This is a genomic window from Hymenobacter sp. UYAg731 (assembly GCF_054061335.1).
Genome location: NZ_JBSSEC010000002.1, coordinates 346,939 through 370,852 on the forward strand (window position 1 = coordinate 346,939; position 23,914 = coordinate 370,852).

Sequence of the window (23,914 nt, forward strand, 5' to 3'; positions counted from 1 at the left end):
TTGCTCCGGCTGCGCCATTTCTATCGGTTTCCGCTAATGCCAAAAGCCCCGGATTTCCTGCGAAATCCGGGGCTTTCTGGTGGGCGGGCGCTGGGTTGGTTAGCGGCCTAGTGGTGGCCGTGGTCGTTGCGGTGCTGGGCTTCCCAGCGTGCGCGCTCGGCGGCCTGCCGCTGGTCCTGGCGGCGCTGGGCTTCGAGACGGGCGCGCTCCTGGGCTTGGCGGCGCTCGTTTTCGAGGCGCAGCTTGCACTGAGCTTCTTCGTAACGGGCGCGTTCCAGGGTAGCTCTGCGGTCGTTGTCGCGCTGGGCGCGGTCGTAGCGGGCCTGTTCGATGGGCGAGAGGCGGCGGGGGTCGTTGTGGCTGGCAGCAGTGGCGGCCGAAGCGGCGGTGGAAGCAAACAGGCCGAGGGCGGCAGGGCAGGCGAACTAGGAACTACCGATAACGCCTGCGTTTTGGCCGGCCAATGCCCTCGCGGCCTCCTTCTTATTCACTCAGGCGACGGGCAACCCGGCCATTTATATCTTCTGCCACAAGCACATACATTCCGGGTGCCCTGGGTGGCAACGCCACCTGTAGGGGTACAGTACCCGCAGTCATCCGAGCCTGCCACACTTGCTGCCCCAGCGCATTGCGCAACGTCAGGGTGACGGGGCCCCGGCTCCCACTGACCAGTGCCGTGCGTGGGGTTCCGGTGGCCGGCTCGGGGTAAACAGCCATCTGCAACCCGGCAGCGGCCGCCGTAGCGGTAGTTGCGGTGGCTACCCGTACCGTTGCTGGCCGCGATGGGCAGCCGCCCGGAGGCGATACGACCACGGTGTATAAACCGGCTTGCGTGGCCTGGCTCACCACCAGCGTATTGCCAGTAGAGCCCGCCACGAGCACCCCATTGTAGTAAAACAGGTTGTCGGCGGCCGCACTCGATGTCAGCGTCGCCTGTCCACCCGCGTAAGAAATGGTCAGAACAGGGGTTGGCGCGGGGGCGTTGATGATGACTACCGCGCTGGCGCTCACCCCGGGGCTGCCGCCCACCGCCGCCACGGTATTGGTGATGGTGTAGGTGCCGGGCTGGCTAACAGCCGGGGTGATGATGCCAGTGGTGGTGTTCAGGGACAAGCCCGCAGGCGTAGCGGCAAAAACCCCGGCCGTGCCGCCGGCATACAGGGCCGGGGTCACGGTGATGCCGGCCCCCGACGTGGTGGGGCAATACGCGGCCCCCGGATAAGCAAATCCTGCCACCAGTGCCGTGGTGAGGCGGGCCACGAATCCAACCGCGTACGGATTGGGATTGCGGCTCAGGGATAAGGTGCCAAACTGGGCCGGCGACCCATTGAAATATCCCCCAACGTAGAGGCCGCCCCGCCCATCCAGGGCCAGGCTGTTGCCCGCATCGGCGGCAACCCCGCCGGCGGGCACGGCCCAGGCCCAAGTGCCCGCAGCGGTAGCTTTGGCCACGAAAATATCGCAATTCGTAGTCATTGAATTGGCAACGGCAATGGTGCCAAAATTAATCGTGGCACTGAAAAAATCCCCGGTCAGGTAGGCATTACCGGCCCCGTCCACTACCACCTGGCCGGGGTCGTCCTGGCTGCTGCCCCCGGCCGCGAGGGCCCATTGCCACTGCCGGGCCGCATTCATACGGGCAATAAAGAGCGTGGAATTGCCGTCGTTGGTGGTTAGCGTGGTATTGCCGAAGGCGAGGTTGCTTTCAAAATAACCCGCTACCGTGATGTTGCCCTGGGCATCAATGGCCATCGAAGATGCTTGGTCGGAGTAGGTTCCGCCCACCTTTTCAACCCATTGCCAGGTGCCGGCCGGGCTCAGCTGCGCCACAAAAATATCGGGCACCACCAGCGGGGCCGTCACGCTCAGCCCTCCAAAGGATGCCGTGCCCGAAAACGAGCCGCAGATGTGCGGGTTGCCCGCACCATCCAGGGCCAAATCGGTGCTAAGCTCATTGCCGGTTGAGCCCCCCGCCCGCACTGCCCACCGCCAGGAACCGGCCAGGTCGAGACGTCCGACATATAGGTCGGCCGGGCCCGCGCTGGTGAGCGTGGTGCCGCCCAGCACCGTGGTGTAGTCGAACGAGCCCGTCAGGTACAGCGCGCCGGCCACGGGGTCCACCACCAGGTCGTGGGCACTCTCGTTCTCGCTGCCACCGGCCCGCACCGCCCATTGCCAGGCCCCGGTTGCGCCGTCCAGGCAAGCCACAAAAACATCTTTTTTGTTGGGGTCGGTGCCCGCTTTGGTGAGCGTGGTGCTGCCTACCTGCATGGTGGCACTGTAGAACTCGCCGGCCAGGTACACCCGGCCGGTGGCATCCAGGCCCACGCTGCCGGCCCCGTCGTTGCCGCTGCCCCCTATTTGCCGCACCCAGAGCCAAGTGCCGGCAGAGTCGCGCTTGGCGATAAACCCATCGCCGGCCTGGCTGCTGAGCGTGGTACTGCCCAAGGTCAGATTGCCGCTGAAGCCGCCGGCCACATAGCTATTACCGGCCGCATCCACGGCCATTTTGCCCACGCCCACGCTGCCCGAAGGGCCATTGGCCAAGGGCCCCAGGCGCAGCGCCTGGGTGAAGCGCTGGCCCCATGCCGGAGTAAGGAGCAGCAAAAAACCGGTAAGTAAGCGAAGGGTACGCGTCCAGTGCATATGTAGCAGATTAGTCAGAATGGAACGCAACAAAGGTAATTGACGCGTCGAATGCCGCACACCATACTACGGCCTCTTCATTCGTGACACCCTCACCCTATCATTCTCATTATGGGGCAAGTGCCGAAAACCAGCGCGACCAAATCAGCCCTGGAAGCCATGAAGTGGTGATGCGCCGCAACAATGGCCGCGTGAGCTCCTACCCGGCAGGCCAATGGCCCGCTACCCTTCCCGCTGCGGGGAAGCCCGGGCAGCGCGCCCGGCCGCAACCGCAAAAGCGCCGGGCAATGTATTGCTCAGCGGATGGGAGCAAAATGGTGCGGTATAGCACCTGCCTTGTGCAGCGGCGGCGTCCTGCGCGAACCCTGAACAAAGAAAAAGGCCGTTTCCAGATGGGAAACGGCCTCTTCTTAGGTAGCGGGGACTGGACTCGAACCAGTGACCTTTGGGTTATGAGCCCAACGAGCTACCAACTGCTCCACCCCGCACTGTTTGGTTCTGCAAAGGTAGGAAAACTTATTTATAAAACAAGCCCTGCGCGTTGAATTTGCCCTTTTACCTCTTTTTTTTCTGCTATGATACGCTTTATGCCGGCATCATCAAGCATAACCTACAGGTAATCGGTACTTTGCTGGCTAAGCTATTTCAACCGCCACAGCACTTGCTTTCTGGTACCGGAAACGGTTCTTAAGCCGGTCGAGCGGTTCTTCCACGAAATGCCAAGAGGCGGCGGCCAGCCCGGCCAGCACCGGCCCCAGCACCAGCAGCGTGGGCAGCGGCCCCATCCAGGCGGCGCGCCCGGCGGCATCGGGCACGAAATGATAGACAAGCCGCTGCCAGAACACGAACAGCGGGAGGTGGTAGAGGTAGAAGCCGTAGCTGCGCCGGCCCATCCACTGCGCCACGGGCTGCAACAGCCCCAGCCGGCGGGCGGCATTCGGGCTGCCCAGCAGCCAATTGATGGTAAGAAAAGCCGCCCCGGCAATACAGGTACCGAAGCTGCCGTGCCAGGCCAGCGCCCACGGGCCGCCATCGAACACCCGCACGCCCACGGCCCAGCCGCCCCAGGCCAGCAGCACCAGCCAGCCGCTGCGCCACCGCGCCAGCCAGGCCCGGTGCTGGCACAGGCGCAGGAGGGTGCCCAACGCAAACAGGTCGAGGCTGGAGGGGAGCAGCAGGTGCATCATGCCCGAGCCCACCTGCACCAGCCAGAACAGCCGGAACGCCCAGGCCCCGGCCGCCAGGGCCAGCAGCGGCCACACCCGCCGGCCCACCAGCCCCAGCACCAGCGGCCAGAGCAGGTAAAACTGCTCATCCACGGCCTGGGTCCAGTAGTGGCCGCAGCCGTCGCCCCAGCCGCGCATTTTGTAGAAAAGCAGGTTGGCCCCTGGCAGCAGAAACCAGCCCAGGTGCTGCTGCACGGTTTCGAGGGGCAGCAGGTAGCAGCCGGCCAGAGCCAGGTAGTAGGGCGGGATGATGCGCAGCACCCGCCGGATGAAAAACGTGCGCAGCTGCGGCCCCCAGCCACCGGGTGCGCCCACGTAGGCCCTATATTTCCAGATGATGCCCGACACCAGGTAGCCGCTGAGCACGAAAAACAGCGCCCGGCCCATCTCGCCAAACGGAAACGGCGGATGCACCCAGTGTTGCAGCACCACCACGCCCACGGCCACGGCCCGCAAGCCATTGAGCTCGGGGCGAAAAACGAGGGGGGGGGACGGCGGCGCGGGGAGCATATCGAACAAAAGGCCCGCGAAATTACGCGGCAGTTGGCCGGCCGGAACCGGGGAGCCGGCTTTGTGCGGACCTTTGCCCTCCCACCCGGCCGCCCTGCGGCTTACTTGCCCGCTTGCCCATGTCCGACAAACGCTCTCCCGCCCTTGGCTTCATCTTCATCACCATCCTGATTGATGTCATCGGGCTGGGCATTATCATTCCGGTGGTGCCGAAGCTCATTCAGCAGCTGACGGGTGAGGGACTGAGCCGGGCGGCCATCTATTCGGGCTGGCTCACGTTTGCCTACGCGGCGGCGCAATTTTGCTTTGCGCCGGTGGTGGGCGGCCTCAGCGATAAGCTGGGGCGGCGGCCGGTGCTGCTGGCCGCGCTGCTGGGCCTGGGGCTCGACTACGTGTTTCTGAGCCTCGCGCCCACGCTGGCCTGGCTGTTTGTGGGGCGCGTCATTGCGGGCATCACGGGGGCCAGCTTCACCACGGCCACCGCCTACATTGCCGACATCAGCCCGCCCGAGAAGCGGGCCCAGAACTTCGGCATGGTGGGCGCGGCCTTTGGCATTGGCTTCATCATTGGGCCCACCATTGGCGGGCTGCTGGCCGGTTTTGGGGCGCGGGTGCCGTTTATGGTGGCGGCGGGACTGAGCTTGTGCAATTTCCTGTACGGCTACTTCGTGCTGCCCGAGTCGCTGGCTCCCGATAAGCGCCGGCCGTTTCAGTGGCGGCGGGCCAACCCCGTGGCCTCGCTGCTGCGGCTGGGCAAGTACCCCGCCACGCTGGGCCTAGTGGCCGCGCTGGTGCTGCTGTACCTGGCAGGCTCGGCTACGCAATCGGTCTGGACGTTTTACACCATGCTCAAGTTTGGCTGGACCGAGCGGCTGGTGGGCATTTCGCTGGGCGTGGTGGGGCTGTGTACGGGGCTGGTGCAGGGCGGCCTGGTGCGGGTGGCCATTCCGAAGCTGGGCGCGGCCCGGGCCATCGTCATCGGGCTGCTGTGCTACACGGTGGGCTTCGTGCTGTTTGCCTTCGCCCCCAATGGCTGGCTGATGCTGGCCTTCATTGCTCCCTACTGCCTGGGCGGCATTGCGGGGCCGGCGCTGCAAAGCACCATTTCGGGCCAGGTGCCGGCCACCGAGCAGGGCGAATTGCAGGGCGCGCTCACCAGTCTCATCAGCGTGACGGGTGTGGTGGGGCCGTTGATGATGAGCTACTTGTTTGGCGAGTTCACCCGCAAAGGCGCGCCGGTTCATTTTCCGGGCGCGCCCTTCATCCTGGGGGCAGTGCTGGCGCTGGGCAGCGTGGCGCTGGCGGTTTATTCCCTTAAAAAGCACCCGCCGGTGGCCGTGGACGCGGCTCCGGCCGAGGCGCTGCCGGCGCATTAGCGCCGCGGCGGCAACACCCCAACCGCCGCCCGGGCCGTACTTTGCCGTTCCATTCCTTTGCCCAGCCGTATGACGACCGACACGCCACAGTCCTTGCTTGAGCTTGCCTACCGGCCTGATTTGGATATCCTGGTTGGCCGCTGGGCATACCAGCCCGTGCCGCAGGAACTCCCGGCAGTGTACCAACACACGGAGGCCATGGCGTTGCAGGCAAACTGCCGCTTCTGGCTCCAGGACATTCGCCGCCGCACCCTCAACGACCCGCACACGACCGAGTGGCTGCTCAACAATTTCTTCCCCGGCATGGCCCGGCGGCTGAGCGGCCGGCTGTTTGTGGCCTATCTGGTGGGGCCGACCCTGCACGAAAACATCGTGGAGCAACCCGGCTACGTGTCGGCCGAGGCGTATGACGACAAGCCCTTTGCCATCTCGTTTTTTGGCGATGAGGGCGCGGCCATCCGGTGGCTGCAAATCCAGCAAACCGACAAAGTACACTGAGGCTTCGGTCTTGCTGAGCATCTTTTTTATTCTTTTAAAAGGCTGTTTCCTTGCTGGAAACGGCCTTTTTTGTTTCTGCCCAAAATTATTTCGGCACCAGATGCAGTTATAATTACGAAATGTTCGTAGAATTACGACTTAATCGTATTATTGCTCATGTCCCCGTCCCTCGACCGCCTCACCCAACCCGAAGAAGATGCCCTGCGCGTGCTCTGGCCGCTGCCCGCCGGCGGCTTTGTGAAAGACGTGCTGGATGGCCTACCCGCCCCGCCCCCGCCCTACACCACGCTGGCCAGCACCCTGCGCAACCTGGAGCGCAAGGGCTACGTGCGCGCCGAAAAGCTGGGCAACTCCTACCGCTTCGTGCCTCTGGTGACGGCCGGCGACTACCAGCGCCGCTCACTGGGCACGCTGGTGAAGCAGCATTTTCAGAACTCCTACAAGGACCTGGTGTCGTTTTTTGCGCAGGAAAACAAGGTGAGCGCCGAAGATTTACAGGAAATTATCCGGCTCATCGAAAGCAAAAAGAAAGACTAACCATGCCATCCATTCTGCTGTACCTGCTGAAGGCCAATGTGGCGCTGCTGCTGTTTGCGGCGGCGTATTGGGGGCTGCTGCGCCGGCTCACATTTTTTAGTTTAAACCGGGCCTATCTGGTGTTCGCGCTGCTGTTTGCGGCGGGGTACCCGGCCCTGCCCCTGCCGGCGCTGCTGCCGGCCGAGGCCACTCCCACCGTAGTCTTTGCGTTGGTGGGAACTACGGGGGCCGCCCTTGGTACCGCCCCGGCGGTGCCCGTGGCCCCAGCGGTAGATTGGGCCGCCGTGGGAGTGGCCTTGTACGCGGCGGGCGCGGCCGTGCTGCTGGCCCGGCTGCTGGTGCAGCTGCTGGCGCTGGGGCGGCTGCGGGCGCGGGCGCGGCCGGCGGTGGCCCACGGCCTACCAGTGCGGGCGCTGGCGGAGGCCGTTGGCCCGTTCTCCTTCTGGCAAACCATCTACCTGAACCCCGCCCAGCACCCCGCGCCCGAGCTGGCCGCCGTGCTGCGCCACGAGCAGGTGCATGTGCGCCAATGGCACACGCTGGATGTGCTGCTGGCCCAGCTGGCCCAGGCGGCGGCCTGGTGCAACCCGGCGGCGTGGCTGCTGCGCCGCGCCCTGCTCGACAACCTCGAATACTTGGCCGACGAGGCCGTGCTCGCCACCGGCCTGGTCGACCGCCGGGCCTATCAATACAGCCTGCTGCGCCTCAGCCGCGCGGCGACGGTGCCTTCGCTTGTTTCCTCTTTCACATTTCCAACCCTCAAAAATCGTGTACGCATGATGAATTCCCCTGCTTCCGCATTGGCCCAGACCGGGCGCTACCTACTGGCCCTGCCGCTGACGCTGGGCCTGGCCCTGGGCGTGGGCGCGGCGCTGTCGCCCGCCGCCGCCGCGCCATCGGCCTTGGCCGCCGCGCCCGGCCCGGCCGTGTACTACCTCGATGGCAAGCTGAGCGACAAGGCTACCGTGGATGCCCTCGACCAAAAAAGCATTGTCTTCGTGAACGTGCTGAAGGAAGAAACGGCCCGCCAGGTGTTTGGCGCGGCTACGGGCGGCGTGGTGGTCGTGGTTACGAAGGCCCACGAAAACTCGGCCGATGTGCGGGCGCTGAATGACAAAATTGCCAAGGTGGCCCCGCTGGTGCCGGCCACGCCCGCCCAACAAGCAGCCATTGCCGCCGCCCAAGCCTACCTGCTCAAAACCTATCCCAACGCGAAGGTGCAGCTTATTGCCCCCGACCGCAAAGCCGACCCGGCCGCGCCGCGCTACCGCGCCGAGTTTGAGGACGGCGGCCGGACCAAGCAGCAGTACTTCGATGCCCAGGGACAGCCCGTAGGTTCTGCTACCACCGGCAAGTAGGTGGGCATAGTCTCCCTAGCGGCTCTCACACAGGCGGGCCAGTCGGTGCCGCATTGGGGCGCGGCCGTGCTAGCCTACATCACCAAAAACTACCCCGCTGCCCGGCTGCTGGCCATGACCGAAGTACCAGCCGCTGCCGGCAACCCTTCGACCTACAAAGCCGAGCTGGCCGTGGGCCGCCGGCCGGTGAGCCTGCTTTTTAATGGGCGGGGCGGATTTATTTCGGAAGTGTCTTCGGCTCGCTGGGCCGCCGAGGAACCGAATACAGGCCGCAAAAAGCCGCTCCCGCCACCGGGAGCGGCTTTTTCGGTGTTTCGGAATGCAGCCGGAGCCGCAACTTGCGCTCTTTGTTGCTCTTTTGCGGTAACGTAACGCTTCCCTTATATGAACAACTCCTACTTATCGGCCGGAGCGGCGGCCCTGCTGGCGCTGGCCGGCTGCACCAGCACCAAGCCCGCCACCGTGACTACGGCCGCCGCCACCCCGGTAGTCGCGGCCGCCCCGGCCCCCAAAGGCGTGGGCCTCGACATGGCTGACATCGACCGCGCGGTGAGTCCGTGCGACGACTTCTTTCAGTTTTCGGGCGGCAACTGGCTGCGGAGCAACCCCGTGCCGAGCTACGCCAGCAGTTGGGGGCCGCGCAACCTGCTCGGCAACCGGACGCAGGACCTGCTGCGCAAGATTCTGGAAGACGCGGCGGCCAACCGCAGCGCCGCGCCCGGCTCGAACGCGCAGAAAGTGGGCGATTTCTACGCCAGCGCCATGGATACGGTGGCCATCGACCAGCTGGGCCTCGCGCCGCTGAAGCCGGAGCTGGACCGCGTGGCGGCCGTGCGCGACGCGGCCGGGCTGCGGGCCGAAATCGGGCGTTTGCAGGAGCTGGGAGCCGGTCCGTTTTTCCGGTCCGGGGTGGACGTGGACGAGAAGCAGACCACCCAGTACGCCGTGCAGCTGAGCCAGGGTGGCCTCACGCTGCCCAACCGCGACTTTTACTTCAAAACCGATGCCCGCACCGAGAAGGTGAAAGCGGCCTACCGCGCCTACATGACGCAGGTATTTGAGCTGCTGGGCGCGGCCCCCGCCGTGGCCGGGCGCGACGCGGCCACCGTGGAACGCATCGAAACGCGCCTGGCCAAGGCCTCGCGCACGCCGGTGGAGCTGCGCGACCCGCAGGCCAACTACAACAAGCTGACCGTGGCCGCCGCCCAGCAGCGCTACCCCGCCCTCGACCCCAAGGGCCTGCTGGCGGGCATGCAATTGGGCAAAGCGCAGGACCTCATCATCGGCCAGCCGGCTTTCTTCGATGAGGTGAACGCGGTGCTGAAAACCGAAACCTTGCCCGACCTCAAGACCTACCTGCGCTGGCATTTGGTGCGCTCGGTGGCCTCGGCCCTGCCCACGGCGTATGCGGAGGCGGCGTTTAAGTACAGCCAGGCGCTGACCGGGGCCAAGCAGCAGGCCCCGCGCTGGAAACGCATTCAGGCCGCCACGGACCAGACCCTGGGCGAGGCCTTCGGGCAGCTATATGTGGACCAGGCGTTTTCGCCCGAGGCCAAGGCGCGGGCCCTGGAAATGGTGGCCAACATCAAGGCCAGCATGGCCGAGCACATCACGACCAACACCTGGATGAGCGCGCCCACCAAAACCGAAGCCCTGAAGAAGCTGAACGCCCTGCGCGTGAAAATCGGCTACCCCGACGTGTGGAAGGACTATTCGGCCCTGCCCATCTCGCGTGAATCCTATCTGAAGAACCTGCTGGCGGCGCGGCTGTGGGAGAGCCGGCGCGAGGCGGCCAAGTTTGGCGGTCCGATTGACCGCAACGAGTGGGGCATGACGCCGCCCACTATCAACGCCTACTACAACCCGCCGATGAACGAAATCGTGTTTCCGGCCGGCTACCTCCAGCCGCCGTTCTTCGACCCCAAGGCCGATGACGCGATGAACTACGGGGCCATTGGCGGGGTGATGGGCCACGAAATGACCCACGGCTTCGACGACCAGGGCCGGCAGTACGACTCCGAAGGCAACCTGCGCGACTGGTGGACGCCGGCCGACGCGGCCGAGTTCACGAAGCGCGCCGCCGTGGTGGGTCGGCAGTACAGCGCCTTCTCGCCCCTGGATTCGGTACACGTGAACGGCCAGCTGACGATGGGCGAAAACCTGGCCGATTTCGCCGGCCTCACCGTGGTGTACGGGGCCCTGGAAAAGCAACTGCAGCAGCGCTACGGCAGCGGCCCGCGCCCGCAGTACGACGGCTTCACGCCCGAGCAGCGCTACTTCCTGAGCTGGGCCCAGCTGCGCCGCACCAACATCCGCCCCGAGGCCCTGCGCCAGCAAATCGCCACCGACCCGCACTCGCCCGGCCAGTACCGCACCATCGGGCCCATCATGAACATGCCGCAGTTTCAGCAGGCCTTCGGCTGCCCCGAGGGCAGCAAGATGACGCGCAGCTCGGCCGATAGGGCCGTGATTTGGTAGTAGCGCGAACTTTTAGTTCGCGTCCCCGCGCCGCCTGATTATTATTCATAAAAGAAGCCCCGGTGCCCGCGCATCGGGGCTTCTTGGTGTTTATATCTTTACCCCGGCCTTCTACCAATGGGCGGCCGTTTTCTTCCTTTTCATGAAACACCTCTCCGCTTTGCTGCGCTCCTGCCTCTCGGCGGCGCTGTTGATGCTCTTGATGCTGGCCGGGCCGGCGGCGCGGGCCCAGGCCCCGGCTTGGCAAATGGCAATGGGCATTACCAGTGGCCTTTCTCGTGTAGCGGCTACGGCCACGGATGCAAACGGTAATGTGTACATCGTGGGCCGTTTTCGAGGCAGCGCTACATTCGGCAATACCTCCATGTCCACCGGCAACGGCTTCACCTTTGACGTATTTGTGGCAAAGTGGAATAGTAGCACCAACGGGTTTGCCTGGGCTCAGCAGATTGGTACCGCCACCGATGATGAAGAAGCCTCAGCTGTCGCAGTAAACGGAACCAGTGTGTATGTGACGGGCTATTTCGCGGGTACTACGCTTGCAGTGGGCACCACTACTTTAACCACGACCAACCCGCAATCTGGCAACCGGAGCAATGGGTTTGTAGTCAAGCTCACGGACGCTGGCACCACGGCCACTTTTAGCTGGGCGAAGGGAATCGGGGGCACGGTTGGAAACGAGGCGGTGGCAGCGGTAGTCGCTACGGGCACCAGTGTTTACATCACCGGTTACTTTATTAGCCCAACCCTCACCTTAGGTAGTATTACCCTGACCAATGCCGGTGCATTTACGGCTGATATATTCATCGGTAAGCTGACGGATGCCGGCAACACCGCAGCTTTCACCTGGGCCCAACGAGCAGGTGGCGACAGTTATGACTATCCTGCTGCACTGGCACTGAGTGGTTCTGACCTGTATGTAGCCGGAAAATTCACCAGCTTCACGGCCAACTTTGGCACTAGTACGGTAGCTAATGCCGGTTACGGCGATGACTTATTTGTTGCCAAGTTGGCCGATACAGGCACTAGCAGCAGCTTTATATGGGCTCAGGCGGCTGGCAGCCGCTTCTATGACGACAGGGCGTATGGACTAGCCGTGAGCGGCAGCAACGTGTACGTAGCAGGTTCTTTCGCTAGCCGCACCATCGCTTTTGGCAGCACTACCCTGACCAATGTGGCCTCCGGTGGCGATGCCTTCGTGGCCAAGCTAACGGACGCGGGAACCACCAGTAGTTTTACTTGGGCGCAACAGGTGGGAGGGTCAAATGAGGAGGCTGCATTGGGAATAGTAGCGCACGGGACGAATGTGTATATATCTGGCTACTTTCGGAGCGGAACCGCCAGCTTTGGCAGCATTTCCCTCCCCAATAGTACCAATCCCTTTAGTGGGTACGATGATATCTTCTTAGCTCACTTGGCCGATGCGGGAGCCAGCAGCAGTTTCACGTGGGCCAAGCAGGCTGGCAACTCCGGTAGTAATGACCAAGCTACTGCCATTGCCTTGAGTGGGACAAAGGTATATGTAGCCGGCTATGTTGACGCACCCGCTAATTTCGGCAGCTTAGTCATTCCAAGTCAGACCGGGACCCAAACCGGCTTCCTCGCCTCCCTCACCGACCCCACCCTCACCGCCACCGCCGCCGCGCCGGGCACCCTAAGTTTCTCCCTGGCCCCCAACCCCGCCCGCGCCGCCGCCACCCTCACCCTGCCCGCCCTGCCCGGCACCGCCACGGCCACCCTCACCCTGCGCGATGCCATGGGCCGGGCCCTGCGCACCGAAACCGTGGCCCTGCCCGCCACCGGCCTGCGCCACGAGTTGGACCTGCACGGCCTCGCCCCCGGCCTCTACGCTGTGCAGGTGCTGGCTGGCCCCGCCGCCGCCACCCAGCGCCTGGTGGTAGAGTAGCTGAAGGAGCTTCCGCAGCTCAGCGGAGTGCTGCCCGCACCCGTTGGGAGCACTCCGCTGAGCTGCGGAGGCATGGTTGCGGCCGTTGGGGGCACTCCGCTGCGTTGCGGAGGGCATTTTGCGCCCGCCGGCACTACCCCGCTGGATTGCGGAGGGAATCCCGCAGCCGTTGGGGACATTCCGCTGAGCTGCGGAGGCATGGTTGCGGCCGTTGGGAGCACTCCGCTGAGCTGCGGAGGGCATCTCGCGCCTGCGGGCACTGCCCCGCTGGGTTGCGGGCCAGCACATTAGGTCGCTTCAAGGCTGCGGGAACGATTCCGGCGGCTACCTTTAGTCCGAGCCAAGTCCCCGGCAACTGTCGGCGTGGCCAAAACCGGCTTTTCTACCCCATTCAATTCTATTTGATGGAAGGCTTCAACCACTTATTCACCTCTCACTTCGCCGATGGCGAACGTTCGCTTGCCAACACCCTCGGCGGTTTCGTGGACCACGCCACCCGCCTGGCGGGCCACCCGGCCGCGAAGGCCCCTTTCACCGCCCTCTTCGCCACGGCCCTCGCCGACACCCAGGCCCTGAGCCTGCGCGCCCAGACCGCCCAGCAAGCCCTCGGCCTGAGCGTGGGCACCCAGAAGCAGGCCACCGGCCAAACCGCCACCGCCCAAAGCACAGCCCTCGACCGCATCCGGAAAAATGAGGCCACCCTCAAGGGCGATGCCCTGATTGAGGACGACGCCGAGCGCCAGCGCCTCTACGCCCTGCTCTACCCCTCGGGCCTGAAGTACTACACCACCGCCCGCCTCGGCACCGAGCTCACCGACCGCCTGGCCGAGTACCTCACCCGCACCGAAACCGAGAAGGACGCCCTCGGAGCCAGCTTCCTCCAACGCACCCAGGACGCCCTCGGGCCCTTCCGCAAAACCCGCGAAACCCAGGTGGCCGGCCTGGGCAGCACCGCCGCCGCCCGCGACGACCGCCACGAGCTCGTCGACGGCCTCGACCAGCAGTGCGACTACAACTACCACCTGCTCTCGCTGCTGCACCGCGACGAGCTGGGCCGCCCCGCTGCCTTCTGGAACCCCAGCTTCTACCTGCGCAGCGCGGGCACTCCCGCCCCGGTAGTGCCCAAGCCTTAAGGCCTCGCCCAGGCCCATTAGTAAGCCCCGGTGCCCCACGCATCGGGGCTTGTTTGTGTGTATATCTTTACCCCAGCCTTCTACCAATCGGCGGCCATTATCCCCCTTCCATGAAACACTTCTCCTCTTTACTGCGCGGCAGCCTGTCGGCGGCACTCTTGGTTCTGTTATGGCTGGCCGGGCCGGCGGCGCGGGCCCAGGCCCCGGCCTGGCAGATGGCGGTGGCCGTTAATCAAACCTTCAACACTGGTTCCCGGACCCAGGCCATCGCCACGGATGCCAGCGGCAATGTCTTCGTAACCGGAAGCTTTTCGGGCACCACCAGCTTCGGCAGCATCGACTTGATGAGTAACGGCGGCACGGACGTCTTCATTGCCAAATGGAGCCCCATTACCTCCGACTTTGTGTGGGCCCAACGGGCGGGGGGGGGCCGGCGATGACTACCCCCAGGCCCTGGCCTTGAGCGGCACCAGCCTGTACCTCACGGGCCAGTTTCGTAGCGCCACCGCCAGCTTCGGGCCCATCAGCCTGCAAAACGCCGGGCTGGCGAACACCGACGACGTGTTTGTGACCAAGCTCACCGATGCCGGCACCTTTGTGTGGGCCCAACGGGCCGGCGGCATCACCAGCGACGCCGTGGTGGCCCTGAGCGTGGCCCCGCCCAACCTGTACCTCACGGGAGGCTTTGCCAGCCCCAGCGCGGGGTTTGGCAGCCTAACGCTGGTCAATGGCGGCGCGGCCGGCACCTACGATGCCTTCGTGGCCAAGCTCACCGATGCCGGCAGCAGCGCAAGCTTTGCTTGGGCCCAGCGCATGGGCGGTGCCGATACCGACGTAGCCGCCGCCGTGGCGGTCGTGGGCACCAGCGTGTACGTGGCCGGCGAGTTTCGCGGTCCCACGGCCAGCTTCGCCGCCTTCAGCCTCGCCAACGCCAATGCCACCGCGCCCTTCTCCGACGATGTGTTCGTAGCCAAGCTCACGGATGCCGGAGCCAGCAGCAGCTTTACCTGGGCCCAACGGGCGGGCGGCGTTGGCTACGACGACGCGTTTGCGCTGGCGGCGGTGGGCTCCAGCCTTTACCTCACCGGCAACTTCGGCTATCCGGCCACGGCTGGTGCCGCGCCCACGGCCACGTTTGGCACCAGCAGCCTCACCTCCACCGGGCTATCCGATGTATTCATAACCAAGCTTACCGATACCGGCAGCAACGGCACGTTCAACTGGGCCCAGCAAGCGGGCAGCACGCTTGCTGATACGCCGAAAGGAATTATTGCCGCCGGCACCAGCCTGTATGTGGTGGGCAGCTTTGCGGGGCCAACCGCCGATTTTGGCAGCACCCGTCTCACCAATGCCAACCCGACGGGCTCCAACGACCTGTTCGTAGCCAAGCTGACCGATGCGGGCACCAGTGCCCCTTTCGCCTGGGCTACCCTGGCCGGCGGCGAATATACCGACGATGGCAACGCTATTGCCCTGGCCGGCAACCGGCTTTATGTGGCCGGCAGTCTCGCCTCGCCGGCCACGTTCGGCAACATCCTGGTCAATGGCCCCGCCAATACGCCACGCGCCTTCCTCGCCTCCCTCACCGACCCCACCCTCACCGCCACCGCCGCCGCCCAGAGTGGCTTAAGCTTCTCCCTGGCCCCCAACCCCGCCCGCGCCGCCGCCATCCTCACGCTGCCCGCTCGGCCCGGCACCGCCTCGGCCACCCTCACCCTGCGCGATGCCCTGGGCCGGACCCTGCGCACCGAAACGCTAAGCCTGCCCGCCGCCGGCCTGCGCCACGAGTTGGACCTGCGCGGCCTCGCCCCCGGCCTCTACGCCGTGCAGGTGCGGGCCGGCCCCGCCGCCGCCACCCGCCGCCTCGTGGTGGAGTAGTTTTGGCGTTCGCCGGGCCCATATTGCTTCCGCAACACGCTCAGCGGCGGTAGCGCCACTCAACCAACGGCCACCCCAGCCCGTACGACCCGCGCCCACCGTGGGCTGTCTTTTTCCACTCAGGTCCTTCTTCCAATGCAAACTAAACCCAGCGCTTTCTCTTTCGAAGCTATTTCGCGCCTGCCGCGCCGCTCCTTTCTCCGTTACACCGGTGCTGCCGGGGGCCTGCTGGTAGCAGGCTGTAGCAGCAAAAAGGATGACCCGGCCGCCCCCACTCCGGCCGCCGTCACAAGCTTCACGCCCACCAGTGGGCTGCCGGGCTCCACCTTCACCATCACGGGCAGCAATTTCAGCGGCACCACGGCCGTCACCGTGGGCGGAGTGAATGCGACCTTCACCGTGGCCAGTGCCACCACCCTCACGGTGATGGTACCGGCCGGGGCCGCCACCGGCCCCCTGGCCGTGACCACGCCGGCGGGCACGGCCACTAGCAGCACGCCCTTCACGGTGCTGGTGCCCGTGGCCAATGGCATCACGGGCTTCACGCCGGCCAGCGGCCCGGCCGGCACCGTGGTCACGGTAATGGGCAATGGCTTTGCGGGGGCCACTGCCGTGACGGTGGGCGGCGTGGCGGCCACCGTTTTCACGGTGCTCAACAACACGACCCTGACGCTGACCGTGCCGGCCACGGCGGCCACCGGCCTCATTGCCATCAGCACGGCCGGCGGGGTGTTCACCAGCGCCACGCCCTTCACGGTGGTGATACCGGTGGTGAACGTGGGCACCGGCGACGCGGGCATTCTCAACTATGCTTATGCGCTGGAGCAGCTGGAGGCCGAGTTCTACCGCCAGGTGGCAGCCCTGCCCCAAGGCCTGCTCACCGGCAGCGACTACACCTATTTTCAGGAAGTAGCCCGGCACGAGGCCATTCACCGCGACTTTCTGAAGGCGGCCATCACCCGCGATGCGCCCAGCAGCCTGATTAAAAACCTGACCTTCGACTTCCCGAATGGCACCTTCACCCAACGGTCCAACATCCTGAGTACAGCCCAGGCCTTTGAAGACCTGGGGGTGGCGGCCTACAACGGCGTGGCCAAGCTCATCCGCACGCCCGCCTACTTGGCCATCGCCGGGCAGCTGGTGTCGGTAGAAGCCCGCCACGCGGCCTATGTCCGCGACCTGGTTTCGTACGGCGCGTTTGCCGCCGATGACGTGGTAGCGCCCACTACCGGCCTCGATAAGGCCCTGGTGCCCGCCGATGTGGCGGCCATTGTCAACGCCTTCCTGGCCCCCGGCTCCAAACTCGACGTATCGGGCATTCAGTAAAGCCGGGCGGCACCGTATCTGCCTGATTCTTTTGCCCTAAAGCCCCGGTGTTCGCGCACCGGGGCTTTTTTGTGCGCTTATCTTTGCCCCGGCACTCTACCAATGGCCTGCCGTCCCATTCCTTTTCATGAAACACCTTTCCTCTTGGCGGCGCGGCAGGTGCCCGGTGGCGCTGGTGGCTGGTGGGGGAGTAGCGAAACCATAACAACCCCGACCAGCCACTATTTCAGCCTGATACACGATGAATTAAGCGAAAAACCAATGGCACACTATCTGGTTAAAAGGGCCTTGATGTAACTGCCGTTGCCATTACGCGGCAGCGCCTACCACTGAAGCCTCGGAGCCCGGCAGCAGGGCTTCTTTGGACGGCCAACTTTACGCGAAGGCGCTATGTACTGGCGTTCATATCTCTCCTTAAAATGAAATACGTTATTAATTTTATATCAGGCAGCCGGTGGGTGGGCGCGCTGCTGCTGGCGGTGTGGCTGCTGGGGCCAGCCGCCCATGCACAAACCTCGGCCCCCGACTGGCAATCGGCCGTAGTGGTGGGCGGCGGCAACTCCAATCTAACTATCAAAACCACGACCGCCAACCTCAGCGGCGACCTGTACGTGGCGGGGTCCTTCTCCGGCATCGTCACTATTGGCAGTACCACCATGATTAGCACCGGCGGCACCGATGGCTTTGTGGCCAAATGGAGCCCGGCCACCAGCGCCTTCGTGTGGGCCTACCGCTTTGGGGGCTCCGACCTCGACCAAGTCACGGCTGTGGCCCTGAGCGGTGCCCGTGTGTACGTGGCCGGCACCTTCATCAGCCCCACTGCTGCCTTTGGCAACATCAACCTGACCAACCACGGCAGCGCCAACTCCATCACCACCGATGCCTTCGTGGCCCGCCTCACCGATGCCGGCTCCGCGGCCACCATCGACTGGGCCCAGGACTTTGGCGGCACCAGCCAGGATGCGGCTAATACCTTGGCCGTAACCGGCAATAGTGTGTTCGTGGGCGGGCAGTTTGCCAGCACTACGGCACAATTTGGCAGCATCACACAAACCAACTCCAGCGCCGGGGTCGCCTACGATGGCTTCGTGGCTAAACTGACGGATGGCAACACCAGCACCAGCGTTAGCTGGGTGCAAGCCATCACGGGCTCGGGCAGCAAATATGTCAATGCGCTGGCTCTAAACGGAGTCAACGTGTACGCCGCCGGCTCTTTTGGGGGCCAGAACGCCACCTTCGGCCCTACTACTGTTCCCAGCGGCGGGGCTTCCAATGCTTTCGTCGCCAAGCTGACTGATGCAGGCACCACTGCTACCTGGCAGTGGGCGCTGCGGGCCAATGGCTCGGGTGCCGACCAAGGCAACGCCTTGGCCGTGAACGGCCCCATCGTTTACCTGGCCGGCACTTTCTCGAGCACGACGCTGGTGATGGGCAACCACACCATTACCAACGCCGGCCCCAACACCACCACTGATGCCTTTGTGGCCGCGCTAACGGATGCCGGCCCCACCGCCGCATGGAACTGGGCACGGCAGGCCGGCGGCACCGACGACGACAAGGGCACCAGCCTGGCGCTCTTCGGCACCAGCGGTGTGTACTTGGCGGGTAGCTTCGCCAGCCGCACCGTCACCATCGGTACCACGCCGCTGGCGGCCGGCAGCGGCGGTGCCCTGGTGGCCCGGCTCAGCGACGATGGTACCAGCGCCACCGTCGACTGGTCGTAGCGCGGTGGCAGCGCCACCAATACCATGGCCTCGTGCCTGACTACAAGCGGCACCCGGATGTACCTGACCGGCAATTTCCAGAACACGGCTACCTTCGGCAGCCAGACGCTCAACAGCTCCTCGGCTGGGCAGTCGACCAACTTCCTGGCCCACCTCATCGACCCCACTGCCCTCACCACCACCGCCACCACCTCGGCCTTGAGCGGTTCGGACTTTGCCCTCTACCCCAACCCGGCCCACGCGGCGTCCACGATTACCCTACCCGCCCTGCCCGGCATGGCCACGGCCACCCTCACCCTGCGCGATGCCCTGGGCCGGGCCGTACGCACCATTACCTTAACATTGCCCACCGCTGGCCTCCGCCACGAGTTGAATCTGACGGGCCTGCCCGCTGGTATCTATGCCTTGCAGGTGCAGGCCGGTAGGAACACGGCCGGCCGCCGGCTGGTGGTAGAGTAGGCTTCATAAAAAGCCCCAGCGGGCAAGGGCTTCCGCACCAAATGCTTTTATTGCTTTCACGCAGTGAAACATTGGATACGAAACACCCCGCCCGCTGGGGCTGGCTCGCTTGCTACGGCTACCCTTCCATTATCTTGTTCTGGCGGTTGATGGACTCCAGATGCACGGCGGCCAGGTATTGCTCCACAAACCCGGGGGTGAGGCCCACGGATGCACCCTGGCGCTGGGCGCGCTCCAGCACCTCGTTCCAGCGGTTGGTCTGGAGGATGGTGATGTCGTTTTCCTTCTTGTAGAGGCCAATTTTCTCGGCCACGGCCATGCGGCGGCCCAGCAGTTGCATCATCTCGGCATCGAGCTGGTTGATTTGCTCGCGCAGGCCGGTGAGGGCGGTGAGGAATTCCTGCTCGTTGGTGGTTTCGTGGCGCCACACCAGGTTCTGAATCAGGTCGCGCAGCACTTCCGGGGTGATTTGCTGCTTGGCGTCGCTCCAGGCATTGTCCGGGTCGATATGGCTTTCAATCATGTTGCCATCGAAGCCCAGGTTGAGGGCCTGCTGGGCCACGGCCGCCAGCGTATCGCGCCGGCCGCAGATGTGGCTGGGGTCGCAGAGCAGCGGCATTTCCGGCATCCGGCGCTTCATTTCGATGGGCAGGTGCCACATCGGCGCGTTGCGGAAATCGGTGTTGCCGTAGCTCGAAAAGCCCCGGTGAATGAGGCCGACGTGCGTGAGGCCAGCCTTTTGCAGGCGCTCCACGGCTCCCACCCACAGCTCCAGCTCGGGGTGAATGGGGTTTTTGACGAGCACCGGCACGTCCACGCCGCGCAGCACGTTGGCAATTTCCTGCACCGAAAACGGGTTGCCCGTGGTGCGCGCTCCCACCCACAGAATGTCCACGCCGAAAGCCAGGCAGTCCTCGACGTGCTTGGCCGTGGCCACTTCCACGGCCACGGGCAGGCCGGTGAGCTCGCTGGCTTTCTTGAGCCAGGGCAGGCCCTTGGTGCCCACACCCTCGAAGCCGCCGGGCTTGGTTCGGGGCTTCCAGATGCCGGCGCGCAGGGCCTGCACCTTGCCGGTGGCGGCCAGGCGCTGGCAGGTTTCGAGCACCTGCTCCTCGGTTTCGGCCGAGCACGGCCCGGAAATGAGGTAAGGCTTGTCGTCGGGCTGCCGGTTGAAGAGGGCAGATTTCATGGTTGGATTCATGGGGTTGCTTTTAGTGTTGACTGTTTGTAGGTGTCATGCTTCGCTACGCTCTGCATGACAGCCATTTTTTGTACTGCTCCTATTCACGGCAGAATTTTCCGGATATGGTTGGCCTGCCGAATCTGCTCGGTCAGCCCCTCGTAGTCTTCCCGCGCCAGCAGTTCGCGCAGGTGCTGTAATTGGTGCAGGTGCTCATCGAGCACATCGAGCACATTGAGCCGGTTTTGCCGGAAAATGGGTACCCACGTAGCCGGCGCGCTCTTGGCCAGCCGTACCGTCGACTCGAACCCGCCGCTGGCCAAATCGAAGATGCGCTGCTCCTCCTTTTCCTTTTCAAGCACCGTGAGCGCCAGCGCAAACGAGGTGATGTGCGAAATGTGCGACACGTAGGCCGTGTGCAGGTCATGGGCCGCGCCACCAAGGTACAGCAGCCGCATGGGCAGCGCCTGAAACAGCTTTTCGACCAACTGCACCGCGTCGGGGTCGCTGGCGGCCACGTCGCAGAGCACCACCGTCTTCCCCTCAAACAGGCCCGAAACCGCCGCCTCCGGCCCCGAGTGCTCGGTGCCGGCCATGGGATGCACCGCCACAAAACGGCCCCGGTGCGGATGCCCGGCCACGGCGGCCAGCAGCGCCTGCTTGGTAGAGCCTACGTCGATAACCACCTGCTTTGGAGTGATGAGGTCGAGCACCGGCGGCAGCACGTCCACCATGGCATCCACGGGCACGGCCACCACCACGAGGTCGGCGCGGCATATGGCGGCCATCAAGTCAGTTTCGATTTCATCGACTAACCCCAGTTCCAAAGCGCGGCGGGCATGGGCCGGGCTGTTCTCAACGCCAATAAGATGCTGCGCCAAACCATGCTGCCGCAGGCTAAGCGCCAGCGAGCCGCCGATGAGGCCCAGGCCGATGATGGTAACGTTCATTTGGTGGATTGGTGGGTTAGTGGGTTTGGAACGGTCATGCAGAGCGCAGCGAAGCATCTTTACCGCTTCGTTGAAATTGCATTGAACTACTCCCGAGGTAAAGATGCTTCGCTGCGCTCTGCATGACGTTCAGGTTGTGTTCTTTCCCACTCCCGCACCCGCGCCAGCGCCTCGCGCAGCAGCGCCTCCGGCTGGCAGAGGCTGGCCCGGATATAGCCGTTGCCATTGCTCCCAAATATGCCGCCCGGTGTGAGGAACACCCGCACCTCGGCCAACACGGCATCGCTCAGGGCGTAGCCATCGGCGAAACCAGCCGGCACCGCCGCCCAGATAAACAGGCCCGTCTGGTCCGGCGCGGGCTGGCATCCCAGCACGCGCAGTAACTCCAGCACCAGCTCACGGCGGGCGCGGTAGGTGGCGTTCAGCTCCGCAAACCAGTCGTTGCCCAGCGCCAGAGCCGCCACCGCCGCCTGCTGCACCGGCAGAAACATGCCCGAATCCATATTGCTCTTGAAGCGGAGCACGTTGGCGATAACATCGGCGCGGCCGGCCAGCAGGCCCACGCGCCAGCCCGCCATGTTGTGGCTTTTGCTGAGCGAGTTCAACTCAATGGCCACTTCCCGGGCCCCGGGCATGGCCAGCAGGCTCACGGGCGGCGTTTCGTTGAGGATGAAGCCATAGGGGTTGTCGTGTACCAGCAGAATATCATGGGCCGTGGCAAAAGCTACTAAGCGCGTCAGAAACGGCAAGTCGGCGGCCGTGCCGGTGGGCATGTGCGGGTAGTTCACTAGCATGAGCTTCACCGTCGAGAGGTCGGTTTGGGCAAGCGCATCCAAATCCGGCAGCCAGCCATTGGCGGCCGTCAGGTCGTACTCGCGCACCTCGGCCCCGCAGATTTCGGCCACGGCGCGGTACGTTGGGTAGCCGGGGTTAGGGATAAGCACGGCATCGCCCGCCTCCAGAAACGTCATCCCGATGTGCATCAGGCCCTCTTTCGAGCCCAGCAGCGGCAGAATTTCGGTGGCCGGGTCCAGCGTCACGCCATAGTGCCGCTCATAGAATTCAGCCATTGCACCGCGCAAGGCGGGCGTGCCCTGGTAGCTCTGGTAGCCGTGCGCGCCGGGCTGCGCGGCCGAAGCTGCCAGCGCCGCAATCACGCTGGGGTGCGACGGCAAATCCGGGCTGCCAATGCCCAGGCTGATAATATTAGCCCCGGCCGCGTTGAGGGCGGCTAGTTCGCGCAATTTGCGCGAGAAGTAATATTCGCCGGTGTGGGCCAGGCGGTTGGCAATGGGAATGTTCATGGTGCTGTTTGTCATTGCGAGGAGGAACGACGAAGCAATCCGTCCTCTTAATGCGACTAATTTTCTATTATGATAAGCTTAATCTCCGTAGGCCATTAAATCAGGCTTTATCACATCTCATAGCTGGTCGCTTCGAGAGGACGGATTGCTTCGTCGTTCCTCCTCGCAATGACAGACGGCCCGCGTTGCTCCGCTCGCAACGACAGGTCTTCCCCCATCGCCTCGGTCATGCTGCCGCGCCGGTAGGCTCCCAGCACTCGCAGCTCGTCCGTCACGGGGTCCAAATCCAACAGCAGCGCCTCCAGCTGGTTCATTTCTTCAAACTCTACATCGGCATGAAAGCCATAGTGCCAGGGCTGTCCGGGCCGGGGGCACGATTGCAGCTTGCTCAGGTTCAGACCCTGCGCGGCCACGCGGGCCAGCACGGCCGCCAGGCTGCCGGGCGCGTGCGACGCACAGAAATAAAGCGAAGCCTTATCGGCCTGCGGGTCGGGCTGCACCTCGGCGGCGCGTTCCAGCACCAGGAAACGGGTGTAGTTGTGCGGGTCGTCGTGGATGGCGGGGGCCAGGATTTGCAGGCCGAACTGCTCGGCGGCCTGCGCGCCAGCTACCACGGCCACGCCGGGCGTCCGCTGCTCGGCCAAGAGCTGGGCGCTGTGGCCGGTATCGTCGGTTTCCACCAGCTTCCAGTGCGGGTGCTGGTCCAGGAACTCGCCGCACTGGCGCAGGGCCATGGGGTGCGAATGCACGGCCCGCACCTCGGCCAGCGTGGTGCCGGGCAGCGCCAGCAGGTGCTGGTGGATGGGCAGGTACACCTCGCCGGTCACGCGCACGGCGTGGCGCTCCAGCAGCAGGTAGTTGGGCAGGATGCTGCCGGCCAGCGAGTTTTCCATGGCCATCAGGCCGGCATCGGCGGTACCGTTTACGATGTGCGCTACCACCGCGCCAAAGGTGGCGCAAGGCAGTAGCGCCGGCTGCGTACCAAAGAAGCGACGGGCCGCTACTTCGTGAAAACTTCCCTGGAAACCCTGAATAGAAACGTGCTGGGGCATTATATGTACGGTTATTGGGCAATAAAAAAGGGCCTCCGTTGTGCGGTGGCCCTGGGCTTGTTGGGAGGCAGTGTGGTGGTTAACACTGGCAACAAAGGGCCGGCTTCTTCGGATAGAAGAAGTAATAGCAATAAGTAAAAAAGACGTGGTGCAGGGTGGTCATCGAAAAACCGGGCATTAAAAAAGCGCCTCCCGAAGAACGAGCGGCGCTGGAGAAGTTTGTGGGAGTTAGCTACAAACGGCGGCTCGTTCTACGCGGTGGCGTAGAAGTAGTAATAGCCAAAAAAGTAGCGCGTCTGGAGCATGGTTGGGTTCGTTTGCGGCTGCAAGGTAAGACTGGATTTTAGAAAAGCAAATTCTGCGGGGCTTTGGT

Annotated in this window: 19 protein-coding genes and 1 tRNA gene; 13 read left to right on the forward strand and 7 right to left on the reverse strand. The window is 64.3% G+C overall.

What is annotated here, in order from left to right; genetic code table 11:
• Window positions 1-483 precede the first annotated feature (483 nt).
• From ACVWYF_RS05940 to ACVWYF_RS05950, 3 genes are all read right to left on the reverse strand, one after another.
• Entirely contained in the window at window positions 484-2,607 is a 2,124-nt protein-coding gene (locus ACVWYF_RS05940; protein ID WP_457065612.1) for a hypothetical protein, read from the reverse strand.
• Window positions 2,608-3,061: 454 nt separating this feature from the next.
• Window positions 3,062-3,134 (reverse strand) — tRNA-Met (locus tag ACVWYF_RS05945).
• A gap of 147 nt (window positions 3,135-3,281) precedes the next feature.
• Complete coding sequence (locus tag ACVWYF_RS05950; protein WP_457066507.1) at window positions 3,282-4,382, reverse strand: acyltransferase family protein; 1,101 nt, start codon at window positions 4,380-4,382, stop codon at window positions 3,282-3,284.
• Between the two features lie 119 nt (window positions 4,383-4,501).
• Between ACVWYF_RS05950 and ACVWYF_RS05955 the strand changes: the two genes are divergently transcribed.
• From ACVWYF_RS05955 to ACVWYF_RS06015, 13 genes are all read left to right on the forward strand, one after another.
• A complete protein-coding gene (locus ACVWYF_RS05955; RefSeq protein WP_457065614.1) occupies window positions 4,502-5,758 on the forward strand; it encodes a TCR/Tet family MFS transporter in 1,257 nt (418 codons plus the stop codon).
• Window positions 5,759-5,827: 69 nt separating this feature from the next.
• Entirely contained in the window at window positions 5,828-6,256 is a 429-nt protein-coding gene (locus tag ACVWYF_RS05960; protein WP_457065616.1) for a hypothetical protein, read from the forward strand.
• 156 nt (window positions 6,257-6,412) lie between these two features.
• A complete protein-coding gene (locus ACVWYF_RS05965) occupies window positions 6,413-6,793 on the forward strand; it encodes a BlaI/MecI/CopY family transcriptional regulator (protein ID WP_457065618.1) in 381 nt (126 codons plus the stop codon).
• A gap of 2 nt (window positions 6,794-6,795) precedes the next feature.
• Complete coding sequence (locus ACVWYF_RS05970; protein WP_457065620.1) at window positions 6,796-8,151, forward strand: M56 family metallopeptidase; 1,356 nt, start codon at window positions 6,796-6,798, stop codon at window positions 8,149-8,151.
• The gene (locus tag ACVWYF_RS05975; RefSeq protein WP_457065622.1) at window positions 8,152-8,523 is read left to right on the forward strand and encodes a hypothetical protein; all 372 of its coding nucleotides are present in this window, start codon (window positions 8,152-8,154) and stop codon (window positions 8,521-8,523) included.
• Between the two features lie 12 nt (window positions 8,524-8,535).
• Window positions 8,536-10,629 (forward strand): M13 family metallopeptidase, encoded by a 2,094-nt coding sequence (locus ACVWYF_RS05980; protein WP_457065624.1) that lies wholly within the window; start codon window positions 8,536-8,538, stop codon window positions 10,627-10,629.
• A gap of 142 nt (window positions 10,630-10,771) precedes the next feature.
• On the forward strand, window positions 10,772-12,535 hold the full coding sequence (locus ACVWYF_RS05985; RefSeq protein WP_457065626.1) for a hypothetical protein: 1,764 nt from the start codon (window positions 10,772-10,774) through the stop codon (window positions 12,533-12,535).
• A 404-nt stretch (window positions 12,536-12,939) separates the two neighbouring features.
• Window positions 12,940-13,668, forward strand: coding sequence for a hypothetical protein (locus ACVWYF_RS05990; protein ID WP_457065628.1), 729 nt, complete (start codon window positions 12,940-12,942; stop codon window positions 13,666-13,668).
• Window positions 13,669-13,778: 110 nt separating this feature from the next.
• Window positions 13,779-14,108 (forward strand): hypothetical protein, encoded by a 330-nt coding sequence (locus ACVWYF_RS05995; RefSeq protein WP_457065630.1) that lies wholly within the window; start codon window positions 13,779-13,781, stop codon window positions 14,106-14,108.
• Window positions 14,071-15,546 (forward strand): T9SS type A sorting domain-containing protein, encoded by a 1,476-nt coding sequence (locus ACVWYF_RS06000; protein ID WP_457065632.1) that lies wholly within the window; start codon window positions 14,071-14,073, stop codon window positions 15,544-15,546. The genes ACVWYF_RS05995 and ACVWYF_RS06000 overlap by 38 nt, the downstream gene beginning before the upstream one ends.
• A gap of 135 nt (window positions 15,547-15,681) precedes the next feature.
• Window positions 15,682-16,872 (forward strand): ferritin-like domain-containing protein, encoded by a 1,191-nt coding sequence (locus ACVWYF_RS06005; protein WP_457065634.1) that lies wholly within the window; start codon window positions 15,682-15,684, stop codon window positions 16,870-16,872.
• A 419-nt stretch (window positions 16,873-17,291) separates the two neighbouring features.
• Window positions 17,292-18,596 carry a hypothetical protein gene (locus tag ACVWYF_RS06010; protein WP_457065636.1) on the forward strand — a complete coding sequence of 435 codons (1,305 nt, stop codon included), beginning with the start codon at window positions 17,292-17,294 and terminating at the stop codon, window positions 18,594-18,596.
• Between the two features lie 24 nt (window positions 18,597-18,620).
• Complete coding sequence (locus ACVWYF_RS06015) at window positions 18,621-19,055, forward strand: T9SS type A sorting domain-containing protein (RefSeq protein WP_457065639.1); 435 nt, start codon at window positions 18,621-18,623, stop codon at window positions 19,053-19,055.
• A gap of 118 nt (window positions 19,056-19,173) precedes the next feature.
• Here the strand turns inward: ACVWYF_RS06015 and ACVWYF_RS06020 are convergent, their stop codons facing one another.
• From ACVWYF_RS06020 to ACVWYF_RS06035, 4 genes are all read right to left on the reverse strand, one after another.
• The gene (locus tag ACVWYF_RS06020) at window positions 19,174-20,244 is read right to left on the reverse strand and encodes a chorismate mutase (protein ID WP_457065641.1); all 1,071 of its coding nucleotides are present in this window, start codon (window positions 20,242-20,244) and stop codon (window positions 19,174-19,176) included.
• A gap of 95 nt (window positions 20,245-20,339) precedes the next feature.
• Window positions 20,340-21,185 (reverse strand): prephenate dehydrogenase, encoded by an 846-nt coding sequence (locus ACVWYF_RS06025; RefSeq protein ID WP_457065643.1) that lies wholly within the window; start codon window positions 21,183-21,185, stop codon window positions 20,340-20,342.
• Between the two features lie 86 nt (window positions 21,186-21,271).
• The gene (locus ACVWYF_RS06030) at window positions 21,272-22,504 is read right to left on the reverse strand and encodes a pyridoxal phosphate-dependent aminotransferase (RefSeq protein WP_457065645.1); all 1,233 of its coding nucleotides are present in this window, start codon (window positions 22,502-22,504) and stop codon (window positions 21,272-21,274) included.
• Window positions 22,505-22,599: 95 nt separating this feature from the next.
• A complete protein-coding gene (locus ACVWYF_RS06035) occupies window positions 22,600-23,541 on the reverse strand; it encodes a prephenate dehydratase (RefSeq protein ID WP_457065647.1) in 942 nt (313 codons plus the stop codon).
• Between the last annotated feature and the right edge of the window lie 373 nt (window positions 23,542-23,914).